General features: G+C 71.2%; 14 protein-coding genes and 1 riboswitch. Of the genes, 6 read left to right on the top strand and 8 right to left on the bottom strand.

All coding sequences use genetic code 11. The features are described from left to right. Position 1: 1 nt before the first annotated feature. The 5 genes from OG390_RS13835 to thiO form a co-directional block, all read right to left on the bottom strand. Positions 2 to 1918 carry a hypothetical protein gene (locus OG390_RS13835; RefSeq protein WP_406167888.1) on the bottom strand — a complete coding sequence of 639 codons (1917 nt, stop codon included), beginning with the start codon at positions 1916 to 1918 and terminating at the stop codon, positions 2 to 4. A 171-nt stretch (positions 1919 to 2089) separates the two neighbouring features. Next, a complete protein-coding gene (gene pknB, locus OG390_RS13830; protein ID WP_406167886.1) occupies positions 2090 to 4033 on the bottom strand; it encodes a Stk1 family PASTA domain-containing Ser/Thr kinase in 1944 nt (647 codons plus the stop codon). Positions 4034 to 4270: 237 nt separating this feature from the next. After that, complete coding sequence (locus OG390_RS13825; RefSeq protein WP_399078216.1) at positions 4271 to 5065, bottom strand: thiazole synthase; 795 nt, start codon at positions 5063 to 5065, stop codon at positions 4271 to 4273. 3 nt (positions 5066 to 5068) lie between these two features. Next, complete coding sequence (thiS, locus tag OG390_RS13820) at positions 5069 to 5269, bottom strand: sulfur carrier protein ThiS (RefSeq protein ID WP_406167884.1); 201 nt, start codon at positions 5267 to 5269, stop codon at positions 5069 to 5071. Then, positions 5266 to 6432, bottom strand: a complete 1167-nt coding sequence (thiO, locus tag OG390_RS13815; RefSeq protein WP_406167882.1) for a glycine oxidase ThiO — start codon at positions 6430 to 6432, stop codon at positions 5266 to 5268. Before thiO ends, thiS begins: the two co-directional genes overlap by 4 nt. Beyond that, a riboswitch (TPP riboswitch) is annotated at positions 6430 to 6543 on the bottom strand. (Overlaps the previous gene by 3 nt.) A 52-nt stretch (positions 6544 to 6595) precedes the next feature. On the opposite strand from thiO, the gene OG390_RS13810 reads away from it, so the two are divergent. The 6 genes from OG390_RS13810 (at position 6596) to OG390_RS13785 (ending at position 11715) form a co-directional block, all read left to right on the top strand. Further along, entirely contained in the window at positions 6596 to 6937 is a 342-nt protein-coding gene (locus OG390_RS13810; protein ID WP_406167880.1) for a hypothetical protein, read from the top strand. 86 nt (positions 6938 to 7023) lie between these two features. After that, positions 7024 to 8253: an NAD(P)/FAD-dependent oxidoreductase gene (locus tag OG390_RS13805; RefSeq protein WP_406167878.1), complete on the top strand. Its 1230-nt coding sequence runs from the start codon at positions 7024 to 7026 to the stop codon at positions 8251 to 8253. A 216-nt stretch (positions 8254 to 8469) separates the two neighbouring features. Next, positions 8470 to 8835: an Rv2175c family DNA-binding protein gene (locus OG390_RS13800; RefSeq protein ID WP_028803215.1), complete on the top strand. Its 366-nt coding sequence runs from the start codon at positions 8470 to 8472 to the stop codon at positions 8833 to 8835. Between the two features lie 131 nt (positions 8836 to 8966). Beyond that, entirely contained in the window at positions 8967 to 9626 is a 660-nt protein-coding gene (gene thiE / locus OG390_RS13795) for a thiamine phosphate synthase (RefSeq protein WP_406167876.1), read from the top strand. A gap of 137 nt (positions 9627 to 9763) precedes the next feature. Continuing rightward, a complete protein-coding gene (gene metF, locus OG390_RS13790) occupies positions 9764 to 10687 on the top strand; it encodes a methylenetetrahydrofolate reductase [NAD(P)H] (protein WP_406167874.1) in 924 nt (307 codons plus the stop codon). A gap of 56 nt (positions 10688 to 10743) precedes the next feature. After that, complete coding sequence (locus OG390_RS13785) at positions 10744 to 11715, top strand: hypothetical protein (RefSeq protein WP_406167872.1); 972 nt, start codon at positions 10744 to 10746, stop codon at positions 11713 to 11715. A gap of 70 nt (positions 11716 to 11785) precedes the next feature. On the opposite strand, the gene OG390_RS13780 is transcribed toward OG390_RS13785, so the two are convergent. From OG390_RS13780 to OG390_RS13770, 3 genes are all read right to left on the bottom strand, one after another. Further along, positions 11786 to 13306 (bottom strand): phytoene desaturase family protein, encoded by a 1521-nt coding sequence (locus OG390_RS13780; protein WP_406167870.1) that lies wholly within the window; start codon positions 13304 to 13306, stop codon positions 11786 to 11788. Between the two features lie 45 nt (positions 13307 to 13351). Continuing rightward, a complete protein-coding gene (locus OG390_RS13775) occupies positions 13352 to 13966 on the bottom strand; it encodes a DUF4126 domain-containing protein (RefSeq protein WP_406167869.1) in 615 nt (204 codons plus the stop codon). 380 nt (positions 13967 to 14346) lie between these two features. After that, complete coding sequence (locus OG390_RS13770) at positions 14347 to 14976, bottom strand: TetR/AcrR family transcriptional regulator (RefSeq protein WP_399078195.1); 630 nt, start codon at positions 14974 to 14976, stop codon at positions 14347 to 14349. Positions 14977 to 14983: the final 7 nt, after the last annotated feature.

The following is a 14983-nucleotide window of genomic DNA, read 5'->3' as shown; positions in this document are numbered from 1 at the left end:
GTCAACCTCCGAGGGCGGGAGCGGGTGGGGCCAGCGGGGTGCGAGGAGGCAGCCGGTCGAACGGGTCCCAGAAAAGGCCCAGGCGCAGACCGGCACCGACAGGGGGCCGGGAGGCGCCGGGGCCGGGCGACCGCTCGCCACGACGGACCCTGCGCACCACCTCGGGGAGCGCTCGGGCGCTCTCGCCCGTCAGTCGCGGCAGCAGTCCGTCGATGACACGCTGTCCGTCCTCCTCGTCGTGAGCCCAGACGAGCGCGGGGATCCCCGCGTCGAGTGCCGCGTCGAACTCGGCGTCGAGGACTCGCTTCCTGGGCACTTTCGGGGGGAACCCGAGGATGAGCGCAACCGGACCGTCCTCGGCGTACAGCGCGGCGAACAGGGCCTCGTAATACGTTCTGTCCTGGCTCCGGGCAGGAATCACATCCACCACGCCCTCTCCCGAGAGTGCGGTCAGTGCATTCATCCTGTCCCACTTCTGGGACCAGTTATGCCCCCAGTCGACCCATTCCGACGCGTTCTGGCGCTCAAGGCTGCGTATGGCCACCGGATGCACCACCCCCAAGCGCACCTCCGCGCCGCTGGGAGTCGCGATCGGCAGGCCGTCGACAGGCCGCGCGAGAAGTTCGCGGGGCAGTACGAACTCCACGAACAGGTCGGGTGAGTCGATCGCGCGTTCCCGTCGCATGCGGGTGATCTCATCGACCACCAACTCCTCCACCCGCCCGAGCCGCATCGCCTCCGTGTACTGACGGACCGCTTCTCGCGGAGCCCCCTCGTGTTGCCGGAAGACATCGAGCAGGTAGTGCCGGCTCGGCGTCGCGGGGGTCACCTGAAACGTCGCGTACGTCCATCGGGCCGCCCGGGCCGGGCGCAGGCGGCGTTCGAGCAGAGGCGTCGGATCGACCACTGGGGTGCAGTGGCCTGCCCGGCCGCGCACCCAGCGAGCCAGTTCCTGTCCACGCGTTCCGGGGACGCGCCGGGACAGCAGGGCGACAAAGGCGAGAAGCGGCGGAACGAGGCGCCCGGCCTGGGAGATGTGCTGCAGATCGTGCACGATGCCGAGGACGTCCTCGGGGGCGCCCTGCCAGGGGCGACGCACCGGCCCGAGCGCCTCGTCGCGCAGTGCGACCAGACCGGGGAGCGAGACCTTGCCGTCCAGGAGCAGCCGGTAGAGGTCGTCCATGGCCTCCGGATCGAGCGGGTCCTCTTCCAGGTGAGGAGGGAACTTGGGTAAGAGCTGGGGCGGCAGCCGTTCCTCGGAAAGAGCCAGAGCGGCACGCAAGGGCGGCCAGGACTGGGCCAGTTGAGCCATCGGGATCATCCAGGTCACGCCGGCCTCGGGCGACTTGTCGCGGAGTACGGCAAGCCCTGCCACACGCTCCGTCGCCGTGTCCTTCACGCCGCAGCCGCTGTAGCCCTTGGCCACCTTGCGGCCGGTGTCCGGAGCGTCGTTCAGCTGGATCAGGGCGGACTCCAGGCCCCCGCGCCCGGCCATCACGCAGTCCGCCCACACGCCGTGGGGCTGGCCCTGCGGGTAGCCGTACACCTGCATGGGGCGCTTGGCGGTGTAGGCGCCGCTGGAGAGGTGCGTGTGGGACGTCGGGAACTGGCCATTGGCCCGGGCCAGATCGCCGTGCAGGGTGAGAACCGAGAAGTCCTCGTGATGGCTGCCGCCGGAGTAACTGTGTCCGCCTCCGGGGGAGCCCTTCAGCTCGAGTCCACTGCTCAGGATGATCGTGACCGTGGCGTCGGGCTCGTCCTCAAGCCGCCTGCCCAGGGCGGTGGTCACCACATGGGCGCAGGTCAGTACATATCGGGGCGGCACGAGGACGCCGCCGCCCACCGGCTTTCCGGTGGGCCCGATGATGCTCACCTGCCAGTTGTCGGTGGCGGTCAACTCCACGACCGGTTCCACCACCACGCCTCTCCCCCCGATGTCCCGCTGCCCGGACATGGTCCTGCAAAGCCGCCATAGTAGCGGTAGGACATGGCTCGAGCGGAGGGGGTAACGGGCAGGAATCCGGGCCTGGTTGACCCTTCTTCGAGCCAGCTCCGCCCTGCCTTCGGGCACCACTGCTCAGCTGGGCCGTCAGCGGATCTCGATGGTGATCGTCGACCCCTTGGGCGCCGTCTCGCCGCCCTCCACCGACTGGCCCTTGACGTGGTCCCCGAAGAGCCCGAGCAGGCCGCGGTCCTCGTTGACCTTGAACCCGGCGTTCTCCAGCGCCTTCCTCGCGTCGTCCACGGTGTCGCCCACGACATCCGGGACCTCGACCATCTCGGGGCCCTTGGAGATGGTCAGCGTCACCGTGTCGCCGGCGGCGGCCTCGCGACCCGGCGCCGGCGACTGCTCGGCGATCTGGCCCTTGTCGAACTCCGAATTGACCCGCTCCGAGGAGATCTTCACCTTCAGACCCGAGTCCTCGAGCTCCGCCGTGGCGTCCTCCACCGACGAGCCGGTGACCTCGGGCACCTCCACCGGGCTGCCCTTGCTGACGACGAGCGCGATGGCCGAACCCGCGTGGCGCTTGGTCCCCGCTTGCGGGTCCGTACTGATCACAAAGCCCTTGGTCACGTCCTCGTTGAACTCCCGGGTGACCATGCCCGCGGCGAGGCCATCGCTCTTCAGCACATCCTTCGCCTTGAACAGGGCCAGGCCCTTCAGGTCGGGCACCTTCACCGTCTCCGGGCCGTCGGAGATGGTCAGCGTCACCGCGTCGTTGTCACGGATCCGGGCGCCGACCTCGGGGTCGGTGCTGATGACGGTGCCGCGCTTCACGGTGTCGCTGTACTGATGCTTGACCTGACCGACGTCGAGCCCGGCCTGCGTCAACCGGTCCTTGGCCTCGGCCTGGGTCTTCGCGAGGATCGGCGGGACCTTGGTGAACTGGCCGGAGTTGATGTACCAGACGCCGGCACCGAGGCCCAGCACCAGCACGACGGCGGCGACGATCGCCAGCATCGTGCGCCGGGGTCGCGTGGCACGCCGGGACGGAGCGGGCGGGCCGGACTCGAACCGACTGGTCTGCTCGAACCGGCTGGTCCGGTTGAGGGCGGCGTCCTCGTCGTCCTCGTTCACGGGCAGCGGTCGCGGCACGGACAGCGAGCGCGGGATCACACTCGTACGGTCCTCGGCATTGTCGTGGCCCAGGGCGAGGGCCCCCGGCGGGACGGCGTCCAGTTGCTCGGCGGTGAGCTCGGCGCGCGCCTCCAGCACCAGACCGAGAAGCGCCACCGCGTCGTGCGGGCGCACCTCGGGATTACGGGCGGTCGCCGTGGTGACCAGCTCGTCGAGCTCGTAGGGCAGCCCCGGCACCGCGGCCGACGGCGGCGGCACGTCCGCGTGCAGATGCTGGTAGAGCACCTGGGCGGGGGAGTCCCCGGAGTACGGCTTGTCGCCGGTGAGCATTTCGTAGAGGACGACCCCGCACGCGTAGACGTCGACGCGGGTGTCGGCGGTGCCGTGCTCGATCTGCTCGGGGGCGAGATACGAGACGGTGCCGAGGACGGTCCCCGTCGTGTTCGTCACGGTGTCCACGGCCCGTACGAGACCGAAGTCCGCCACCTTGACCCGGCCGTCGTCCCCTATGAGGACGTTCTCCGGCTTCATGTCGCGGTGCACGAACCCGGCGCGGTGCGCGGCGCCGAGGGCGGCGAGCACCGGCTCCAGGATGCCGAGCGCGGCCCGCGGCTGCAGGGCGCCGCGGTCGCGCAGTACGTCGCGCAGGGTGCACCCGGCGATGTACTCCATGGCCAGATAGACGTACGACCGGTCCGCCCCCTGGTCGAAGACCTGCACCACATTGGGGTGTGCGAGCCGGGCCACCGACTTGGCCTCGCGGATGAAACGCTCGACGAACGAGCCGTCGGCGGCCAGCGTCGGGTGCATCACCTTGAGCGCGAGCACGCGGTCGAGGCGAGTGTCCAGGGCCCTGTAGACCGTGGCCATCCCGCCGACCGCGATCCGTGCGTCAACGCGATAGCGGCCGTCGAGCACCTGCCCGACAAGCGGGTCCTGAAGGGTCGTATCCACGCAGGTGAGTGTACGAGCCGCCACTGTCACGCCGCCCCGTTCAGCCGATACCGGAGCGCGACTGCAGCCGACCTGTGACGCACATCGCACGCATGCACGGATGCCGAGGAGAGGCCCGCTGCCGCGGACTCGGCCGCAGACGACCAAGGGCGAGATCGCCCCGCGGGAGACCCGCACTTCCCAGCCGACGGGAAACGAGGGTGCGTGGGTGGGAGGAGTACCCGACGCGGCGGGCACTCAGAAGGCGGGCCTCTCCGGATCCAAGCTGGCCAGGCCCTCCGCAGGAGACGACGCCTCGGCGAAGTGCCGCCGAGGAATCCGCCCCGCACGGCGGGCGAGCCGCCCCGCGTCCACCGCGTGCTTCATGGCCTCCGCCATCAGGACAGGCTCCTGCGCCCGCGTCACCGCCGAGGCAAGCATCACACCCGCACACCCCAGCTCCATCGCGAGCGCCGCATCGGACGCCGTGCCGGCCCCCGCGTCCAGAATCACCGGCACGCGCGCGTGCTCCACGATCAACTGGAAGTTGTGTGGGTTCCGGATCCCCAGCCCGGACCCGATGGGCGAGCCGAGCGGCATGATCGCGGCGCAGCCCACGTCCTCCAGCTTCCGCGCCAGGACGGGATCGTCGTTCGTGTACGGCAACACGATGAACCCCTCGTCGACGAGCGTCTCCGCGGCGTCGAGCAGCTCGATCGGGTCGGGCAGCAGCGTGCGCTCGTCGGCGATGACCTCGAGCTTGACCAGGTCCGTGCCCAGGGCTTCACGCGCGAGACGAGCGGTCAGCACGGCCTCGCCCGCGGTGAAACAGCCCGCCGTGTTCGGCAGCACGCGGATGCCGAGCTTGTCGAGCACGGACAGAACCGAGCCGTGCACGGACGCGTCCACGCGCCGCATCGCGACCGTCGTCAGCTCCGTTCCGGAGGCCACCAGCGCGCGCTCCAGCACATCGAGGCTGGGCGCACCGCCCGTGCCCATGATCAGCCGGGACGAGAAGGACGTACCAGCGAGGACAAACGGATCGTCGGCCATGGGTCAGCCTCCCTGCACGGCGGTGAGGACTTCGACGCGGTCTCCCTCGGACAGGGCGGTGGACGACCACTGCGCGCGCGGGACGACGGTTTCGTTGAGCGCGGCGGCCACGCCGGACGGAGCGGCGGTGAGGGTTGCGACGAGCGTGTCGAGAGCGGTCCCCGTGGCGATCCGCTGCCGCTCTCCGTTGACGAAGATGTTCATGCGGGCTGCTCCGTGAGGGCGGCGGCGCCGAAGCGCCGGGGGGTGAAGGGGCGGGCCACGTCGGGGAGTTCACCGGTGGTCAGGACGTGCGCCATCGCGTCACCGGTGACGGGCGTGAGGAGCACACCGTTGCGGTAGTGCCCGGTGGCGAGGAGGAGGCCGTCCAGCACGGTCGGTCCGAGGAGCGGAGCGTTGTCGGGGGAGCCGGGGCGCAGCCCCGCCCGGGTCTCCGTGAGCGGCAGCTCGGTGATCCCCGGCACCAGCTCATGGGCGTCGCGCAGCAGCTCGTACACGCCGCCCGCGGTCACCGTCGTGTCCCAGCCCAGCTCCTCGCTGGTCGCGCCCACGACGAGCTCGCCGTTCTCGCGCGGCACCAGATAGACCTGGCTTCCGCGCACGACGGCGCGGACGGTTCGGCTCAGGAAGGGCGCGTACCGGTTCGGCACGGTCAGCCGCAGTACCTGCCCCTTCACCGGCCGCACGGGCGGCAGTACGTCGTCGGGGACGCCCGCCAGACGACCGCTGAGGCTGCCTCCGGCGAGCACGACCTGACCGGCGGCCGGCTCGGTGCCGTCCGTGGTGACGACTCCGGCGGCCCGGCCCCCTACGACGCTCAGCCGCTCCGCCCAGGTCCGGTGGAACACCACCCCGGCCCGCTCGCACGCAGTGACCAGGGCCTTGGCGAGCCGGCGCGGATCGATCTGATGGTCGCCGTCGACCCTCAGACCACCGCGTACGCCGGGTGCGAGCATCGGCTCCAGACGGCGGCACTCGCGCCCGCTCAGCCACTCCGAGTCGAGCCCCGACTGCCGTTGCAGGGTGTGCAGTTCCCGCAGATGCGCGCGGTCGTCGGCGTCCAGCGCGACGGCCAGCGTGCCGCACTGGCGGTAGCCGAGGTCCTGGCCCGTCGCCTCGGCGAGCTCGGCGGCGAAGTCCGGATAGCGGCGCGCTGAGGCGAGGTTGAGGCCCAGCAGGGTCTGCTCGCCGTAGTGCAGTTCGGTGACGGCGGCGAGCATCCCGGCCGCGACCTGGGCCGCTCCGCCGCCCGGTTCGGGATCCACCACGGCGGTCGTGAACCCGCGTTGCGCGGCCCGCCAGGCCGTCACCAGCCCGATGATTCCGCCCCCGATGACGAGGACGTCTGACGTACGCGTAGGCGACATGGGCGTCCAGCCCCTCCCTTCGCCGGCATGACCCGGATCAGGTTCGTACGGTCGGAGGCCGTCCCAGCCTCCCTCTCAGCCCGGTGCGTCCGGGCTCCCGCGAGTGCTTTACGTTGGCCACCCTAGCCCGCCGCCACCTGTCTCAGTAAGGGAGCCTCCGCCCATGCCCCGCTCGCTCGACGGCCTCGTCCTCGCCCCGGTCGCCGACCAGGCGCCAGGTCAGGTGGGTACCCGCACCCGGTTCACGTACCACGAGAAGGACGGCGAGATCTGGGCCGAGTACGCGGGTGGCGATGTCGTACGCGGGCATCTCGTGGGTACCCGTGAGAGGGACCGCCTCGACTTCCGGTATGTGCAGCTGAAGCGCGACGGCGGCACCTCGTCGGGGCACTGCGTGTCCCGCGTGGTCGAGCTGCCCGACGGGCGGGTACGCCTGGAGGAGACCTGGGAATGGGAGTCGCAGACGGGCAGCGGGACGAGCGTGGTGGAAGAAGTGGACGAGTGAGCGTGGGAGGAGTGGACGTGCACTGTGCAACAGGTCACTGAGCACGTCCCCTGACTGACAAATTGTCAATTGTCTATGGTGATCAGGTGAGCGAGCAGACGCAGGCGCAAGGGCGTACGGCACGGCGAGTCGTCGTCGTGGGCGCGGGCATGGCCGGTGTGCAGACCGCGGTCGCCCTGCGCGAACAGGGCTTCACCGGCAGTGTGACGCTGATCGGCGCGGAGCCCCATCAGCCGTACGACCGGCCACCGCTGTCCAAGGCCGTCCTGCTCGGCAAGGCCGAGGGCTCCGCCTTCGATGTCGACTTCGAGGCACTGGACATCGAACTGCAGCTCGGACGCGAGGCGCTCGGCCTGCGCCCCGAGGACCATGAGCTGGACACTGCCACCGGGCCCGTGCCCTACGACGTCCTGGTCGTCGCGACCGGCGCGGAACCGATTCAGCTGCCGGGCGCGGAGGGAGTGCCCGGGGTCCATCTGCTGCGCACCCTGGACGACGCCGAGCGGCTGCGTCCCGTCCTCGCGCAGCAGCACGACATCGTGGTCGTCGGGGCCGGCTGGATCGGCGCCGAGTTCGCCACGGCGGCGCGCGAGGCGGGGTGCGCGGTGACGGTCGTCGAGGCCGCCGACCGGCCGCTCGCCGGCGCGCTGCCCGCCGAGGTGGCGGCGCCGATGGCGGCCTGGTACGCGAGCAGCGGGGCGTCGCTGCGTACGCACGCGCGCGTGGAGCGCATCGAGCCCGGCGTGGTGGTGCTGGACGACGGTTCCCGCGTTCCCGCGGGCGCCGTGGTCGTCGGCATCGGCGCGCGCCCCGCGACCGCCTGGCTGGCCGGCTCCGGCATCGCGCTCGGCGCCCACCGCGAGGTGGTGGCCGACGACCACCTGCGCACCTCCGTACCGGACGTCTACGCGGTCGGTGACTGCGCCTCCTTCCCGTCGGGAAGGTATGAGAACCGCCTGCTGGTCCACCACTGGGACAACGCCCTCCAGGGTCCGCGCACGGTCGCCGCGAACATCATCGGCGAGGCTCCCGCCGCGTACGACCCCGTCCCGTACTTCTGGTCCGAGCAGTTCGGCCGTTTCGTCCAGTACGTGGGCCACCACGCCCCCGCCGACACGACCCTCTGGCGCGGTGACCCCTCCGCGCCCGCCTGGACGGTCTGCTGGCTCCGCGACACCCGCCTGGTCGCCCTCCTGGCGGTGGGCCGACCGAGGGATCTGGCCCAGGGCCGCCGGCTCATCGAGGCGGGCACCCCGATGAACCCGGAACTTCTGGTGGACCCGTCGAAACCGCTGAAGGCGGCGACGGCGGCGTAGCCGACACCTCTTCAGCCGCCGGAGGAACCCCCGATTCGGCGGAGCCGGAGATCGTTTCGGCGCGATCGCTGGACGGCGGGACGCCCCGACCGCGGATTCCGGCGGTGTTTCCGGCAGTGCCGAGCGGCCGAAACCCACCCGATCGCAGGAGCGCGGGACCCCGGCCCGGGCGGGACTCGGGTACCGAGTGTCAGTCCGGGATGGCAGGCTTGTCCCGTGACCGAGATTGACGCAAAGATCGATGCTCTCGTCCCCGCCTGGCTCACCCTCCCCGACATCGCCGAACAGCTCGGCGTCGAGGTGACCCGCGTCCGGCAGTTGGTCAAGGAGGGCCAGCTGATCGCCGTACGCCGTGGTGAGAACCGCGCGCTGCACGTCCCCGCCGCCTTCATCGACGGGGACAAGGTCGTCAAGGGCCTGTCCGGCACCCTGACGCTCCTGCGGGACGACGGCTTCACCGACGAAGAGATGCTCGAGTGGCTCTTCACCCCCGACCCGACCCTGCCCGGCACACCCGCGCAGGCTCTCAGCGAGAATCGCGGCACGGAGGTGAAGCGCCGCGCCCAGGCGCTCGCCGTCTGACCTGACAACCGTCCGGCGTACGGACCACGGCGGTCACCGGCCGAAAAGCCACCGGACCACCGTGGTCCGTACGCGCCGAAAGGCCACGCGGCCGCCGTGGTCCGTACGCACCGACAACGGGGAATACACGCATGCCCGAGAACGCCGCCACCACCGCACGCGCCCAGCTCGCCGACGCCCGTGTCTACCTGTGCACGGACGCCCGCAAGCGCCAGGGCGACCTCGCCGAGTTCCTGGACGCCGTCCTGGAGGGCGGGGTCGACATCGTGCAGCTGCGCGACAAGGGCATGGAGGCGGCCGAGGAGCTGGAACACCTCCAGGTCTTCGCGGACGCCTGTGCACGCCACGGCAGGCTCCTCGCGGTCAACGACCGGGCGGACGTCGCCCACGCGATCGACGCCGACGTACTGCATCTGGGCCAGGGCGACCTCCCGGTCCCCGCGGCCCGCGCCGTCCTCGGCGACGACGTCCTGATCGGCCGCTCCACCCACGCCGAGTCCGAGGCCGCGGCCGCCGCCGTCCAGGAGGGCGTTGACTACTTCTGCACCGGCCCCTGCTGGCCCACCCCCACCAAGCCGGGCCGCCACGCACCCGGGCTCGACCTGGTCCGATACACGGCCTCGCTGGGCACCGACCGTCCTTGGTTCGCCATCGGCGGTATCGACCTCGGCAGCCTCGACGAGGTGCTGGAGGCGGGTGCCCGGCGTGTCGTCGTCGTACGGGCGATCACCGAGGCGGACGACCCGGGCGCGGCGGCGGCAGAGTTCGCGAAGCGGCTTCGTCACGCATAGTCATCCGGTGGTCGTGCGGAGCAACCGTCCCGCTCCGCCGTCCGATAAATGTCCGAGGGGTGGACAAGAAGTCGACAAAGCGGACAAATCTCATCGGTTCGGTTGGGGGACCGGCGCCCCCTGGCTAACCTGCGGGTATGGCCCTCGGATCTGCTTCCACCAGGACTGATCGCGCACGCACCGTGCGCGACATGCTCGCGACCGGCAAGAAGACGTACTCGTTCGAGTTCTCCGCGCCGAAGACCCCCAAGGGCGAGCGGAACCTGTGGAACGCCCTTCGCCGGGTCGAGGCCGTCGCTCCCGATTTCGTCTCCGTGACCTATGGGGCCGGCGGCTCCACGCGTGCGGGCACGGTCAAGGAGACCCAGCAGATCGTCGTCGACACGACGCTCACCCCGGTCGCCCACCTGACCGCGGTCAACCACTCCATCGCCGAATTGCGCAACATCATCGGCCAGTACGCGGACGCCGGTATCCGCAACATGCTCGCGGTCCGCGGCGATCCGCCCGGCGACCCCATGGGCGAGTGGGTCCCGCACCCGCGGGGCCTGACCTACGCGGCCGAACTCGTCCGACTCATCAAGGAGTCGGGCGACTTCTGCGTCGGCGTCGCGGCTTTCCCGGAGATGCACCCGCGGTCCGCCGAATGGGACCTCGACGTCGCGCACTTCGTCGACAAGTGCCGTGCCGGCGCCGACTACGCGATCACGCAGATGTTCTTCCACCCGGAGTCGTATCTGCGCCTGCGCGACCGCGTCGCGTCGGCCGGCTGCGAAACCCCGGTGATCCCCGAGGTCATGCCGGTGACGAGCGTGAAGATGCTGGAGCGGCTCCCGAAGCTCAGCAACGCTTCGTTCCCGGACGCCCTGAAACAACGGATCCTCACAGCCAAAGACGATCCGGCGGCTGTACGCTCCATTGGCATTGAGTTCGCGACGGAGTTCTGCGCGAGGCTGCTGGCCGAGGGAGTCCCCGGATTGCACTTCATTACGCTGAACAACTCCACGGCAACGCTGGAAATCTACGAGAATCTGGGCCTACACCACCCACAGCAGGCCTAGACCGGTCGCACCCGCGTACGACAGACTGCGTAGCGGCCACTGGGAGAGGGGCGTACATGGGCTGGACGGTCCTCTATATCGCGTTCGGCATTGTCGCGCTGTGGCTGCTCGGCGAGGTGCTGCTGCAGTACAAGGCGCGGCTGCGCTACCGGCTGCTCGCCTTCGTCGGCTTCCTCGGTGTGGTCCTCGGGGTGCTGATGCCCTCCGTGGTCGTCATCGGCCTGGGCGCGGCCGCCTTCGCGATCGGCCAGACGTACGTCACCCTGTCGTTCCGCCGTGGTTTTGCCCAGGGTTGGGCCCTCAACGGCCGCTCCGCGCCCGGCAAACCCAGCAAGCGCCGCCGCGGCGAACCGGAGTACCAGGACCCCACGCTGGAGGTCTCCGACCTCGAGGCGACCGACGGCGCCGCCCATCAGCAGGACGAGTACGCCGGAGAGGACGACGTCTTCTCGCCCGCGTCGTCCGACCGGTTCATGCCGCAGGGTTCCGGCCAGCCCGCGGCCGCCGAGACCACCGCCGTGTACGAGCCGCAGCCGCTGCCCGACGACACCGGCTCGTACGGCATCTACAGCGGCACCTCGTACGCGGGCGCCGCCGACCAGTCCTACGCCGGCGCCGCCCAGTCCCAGGACCAGCAGGCCTACGCGACGGCCGGGCACAACCAGGACCAGCAGGCCTACGCGTACGACAGCTACGCCGGCTACGACCAGCAGCAGTACGCCTACGACAACGGCCAGCAGCAGTACGCCGCCTACTCCGACCCGTACAACGGCGCCCAGACCTACACCGGTGCCTCGTACGACACCCTGTACGGCGGCGACCAGCAGCAGTACACGCAGCAGCAAGGCTACGGCCAGGACCAGTACGCCACCGGCACCTACGGCGGCGAGACCCCGGCCGGCGGTGTCTGGGTGCCGCAGCAGCGCACCACCGACGACCCGTACGGCGGCGAACTCCCGCCCGAGCAGCCCTATCCGTACCAGGGGAACGGCAACGGCACGGGGTACGACGAGCAGTACCGCTACTGAGGCCCGCCGCCTGGACCGCTGAGAGCCTCGGCGCCCGGGCGACCGCCGCTCCGTCAGCGCACCGGCATGCTCACTGCGAGCCCCGGAACTCCGGTCCCTCCACGATCAGCCCGGCCACCAGCGCGCCCGACATGCCCGCGTGCGGGAGCCCGCCGCCGGGATGCGCCCAGCCGCCCGCCGCGAACAGCCCCGGCATACGGGTGCCGTTCGACGGGTGCAGCAGACGACCCTCCGCCGCGGCGAGCGCCGGGGCGGGGACCGCGCCGCCGTCCGCGCCGGTGGTCTCCGCGATGTCGGCCGGGGTGCGGACCTCGTGCCACAGCAGGCGGTCGCGGAGCCCGGGTATGGCGCGCTCGGCGGCGTCCAGGACCCGCTCCACCTCCGACTCGGACACCGCAAGGCCCGAGGGCACGGTGACGGTCAGCGTGGCCGCTTCGTGCTCGGCGTCCGGTACCAGCGCGGGGTCGTCGGGGCGCGACACCATGACGGTGGGCACGGCCGGGAGTCCCGGGTGCTCACCGAAGAGCCGGCCCAACTCGTCCTCGCGGTCGGCCGTGTGGACCACCGTCCGATGCGCCACGCCCTCGGGCCGGCCACCGCGCAGCGCCAGCAGTACGGTCAGTCGGCTCGGCGCCCCGTGCTGCGGCGCGACCTCGCCGGCCCCGCGCAGCGCCGTCCCCGGGACGAGGCTGTCCAGCACGCCGGGCGCCACGCCCGCGACCACGAAGTCGGCGTCCTCGACCGTGCCACCCCCACTGACCGCCTGGGAGGTGCCCCCAGCGAGCTCCACGCCCGCCGCCCGGCCTTCCTTCTCGACGATCCGCTCGACCGAGGCATCGAAGCGGAACTCGACTCTGCGGGCGAGGCACCGCTCGTACACCGCGCGCGCCAACTCTCCTATGCCCCCGCGCACATACCAGGTGCCGAAGGCGTGCTCCATGTAGGGCAGCACGGCTGCGGCGGCCGGGGTGGTGCGCGGATCGAGCCCGTACGCGAGGGCGTGGCTCTCCAGGAGGGCCGTGAGGCGTGGATCGCGCAGCTCCCGGGCGGCGACCTCCGCGAGGGTGGTGGCCCTGCGGGTGCGCAGCAGCTTCTTGTGCGGGACCGAGGGGTAGGGCTCGCGGTCGGCGAGCACCGGCCAGTTGGGCCACAGCGGCTCCTCCAGGAGCGGCCGGCGCGTGCGGTCCCAGGCTTCGCGGGCCCGCACCAGGAAGTCGCCCCACCGCTTGCCCGCGCCCGTCCCGAGGGCTTCGTCCAGCGCGGTGACGACTCCGGCGCGCGAGGCGTTCGGCAGGGACACCTGCGTGCTGTCGGCGAAGAGATGCAGGGACGAGGGGTCCACCTGGACCAGCTCGACGCACTCCTCCAGCGGCTGCTTGCCCGTCTTGACGAACAGGTCGCGGTAGACCGCGGGCAGCGGCAGCAGCCCCGGGCCGGTGTCGAAGGCGAAGCCCTCGCGCTCGAAGCGGCGCACCGCACCGCCGTACGTCGCCGCGCGCTCGTACACCACCACCCGGTGGCCCGCGACGGCCAGCCGGGCGGCGGCCGCCATCGCGCCCATCCCGGCGCCGATCACCGCAATTCGTGCCATGCCCGGGACTTTATCGGCCGCCACCGACAGTCCCGTCCGCGGAGGTCAGTCAGGTGGTGCGCCCGCCCGCGCCGCCAGCCGTTTCTCCTCCCGGCGCTGCGCCCGGCGGCGCAGGAACCGTCTGATCCGCGAGACGAGGAAGAAGAGCACCACAAGGCCGGCGAGCAGCAGGACGCCCGCGATGATCGCCGCGGCCTCGGGGTGGAACATTCCGAAGGTGAGGATCCCGGCGACGCCGAGATCCTCGGCGGTGCTCATCACGAAGTTGCTGAACGGTTCCGGCGAGGTGTTGATCGCCATCCGTGTCCCGGCCTTGACGGTGTGGCTCGCGAGCGCCGTCGAACCGCCGATCGCGCCCGCCACCAGATCCGAGAGCGAACCACTCTGCCCGGCGAGCAGCGCCCCGACCCAGGCGCCCGCCACCGGCCGGATCACGGTGTGCACCGAGTCCCACACCGAGTCCACGTACGGGATCTTGTCGGCGACCGCCTCGCAGAGGAAGAGAACGCCCGCTGTGACCAGGATCTCAGGGCGCTGAAGGGACTCCGGGACGTCGTCGCTCAGACCGGTCGCGCCGAAGACGCCGAGGAGCAACACCACCGCGTACGCGTTGACGCCGCTGGCCCAGCCGCTGGTGAAGACCAGGGGGAGTACGGACACGGACGCGATCGTAACCAGTCGACAACGGTGCGCCCTGGGCATGAGTGCGCAGGACTGAGTATCCGTACCTAGTGAGTGAGATGAGTACCCGCGCGGATGGGCCCGACCTGCGCGAACGGGAGAGTGGAGGCACGGAAGAGGGCGCGGTTCCGGTACCGCCGACACGGGGCGGCGGAACGGAACTCGCGCCCTTGGCCGCTCCTTCCGCCGACACGGTCGGCGGGAGCGAGGCACGGGGGAACCCGGGGGACGACCGAACGGGGGCCCAACGGGGGGTACGGGGAGGCACGGGGGAGTACGGCGAAGCGCCGGTTCGAGGTGGCCCGCGGGGGACGCGGCCACATCGGACCGGCGCTTTCGTACGTGCTGCGCGTCCCGGCTCAGCGGTTGCCGCTGACGCGCCCCTGGAGCAGCCGGGACAGCGCCGCGTGGACGTCGTCCAAGGAGCGTTCCGGCTGGAAGGCCTGCCAGTCCAGGGCTGCCACCAGAACCATGCCGACCAGCGCGGACGCCGTCAGCGGGATGTCGATCTCGTCGCTGAGCTCGCCGTTCGCCACACCGTCGCGCAGCACGTCCTCGACGACCGCGACCGCCTCCTGCCGGACCACCATCAGCGTGGACTGCCAGGTCCGGTTGGTGCGCCACAGCTCGGCCACGTACAGCTGGGTGAAGGCCGGGTAGCGGTCGATGAAGACGAGCCCGGCCCGGATCATCGCGTCCAGCGCGTCGACCTTGCTGCCGCCGTTGCGCGCGGTCTTCTCGGCCGCCTCCCGGAGAGAGGCGGTGAGCAGTCCCACGCCGTGCCGCAGCAGCTCCTCGAAGAGGACCGATTTGCTCGCGAAGTTGTAGTAGACCGTGCCCTTCGCGACCCCGGCGCGCTCGGCGATCTCGTCCACCGTGGTGGCGGAGAAGCCCTGTTCGGCGATCAGGGTGACGGCTGCCTCGTAGAGCTTCTGCCGGGTCGCCTCGCGACGGCCGCCGCCGCTCGCCGTGGTGCTGCTGCTTTCCATGGCCCCG

This window comes from Streptomyces sp. NBC_00996 (assembly GCF_045162675.1).
In the GTDB taxonomy this organism is placed as follows: Bacteria; Actinomycetota; Actinomycetes; order Streptomycetales; family Streptomycetaceae; genus Streptomyces.
The sequence above is the reverse complement of the archived record's forward strand: the minus strand, read 5'-3'. Positions and strand labels throughout refer to the sequence as shown.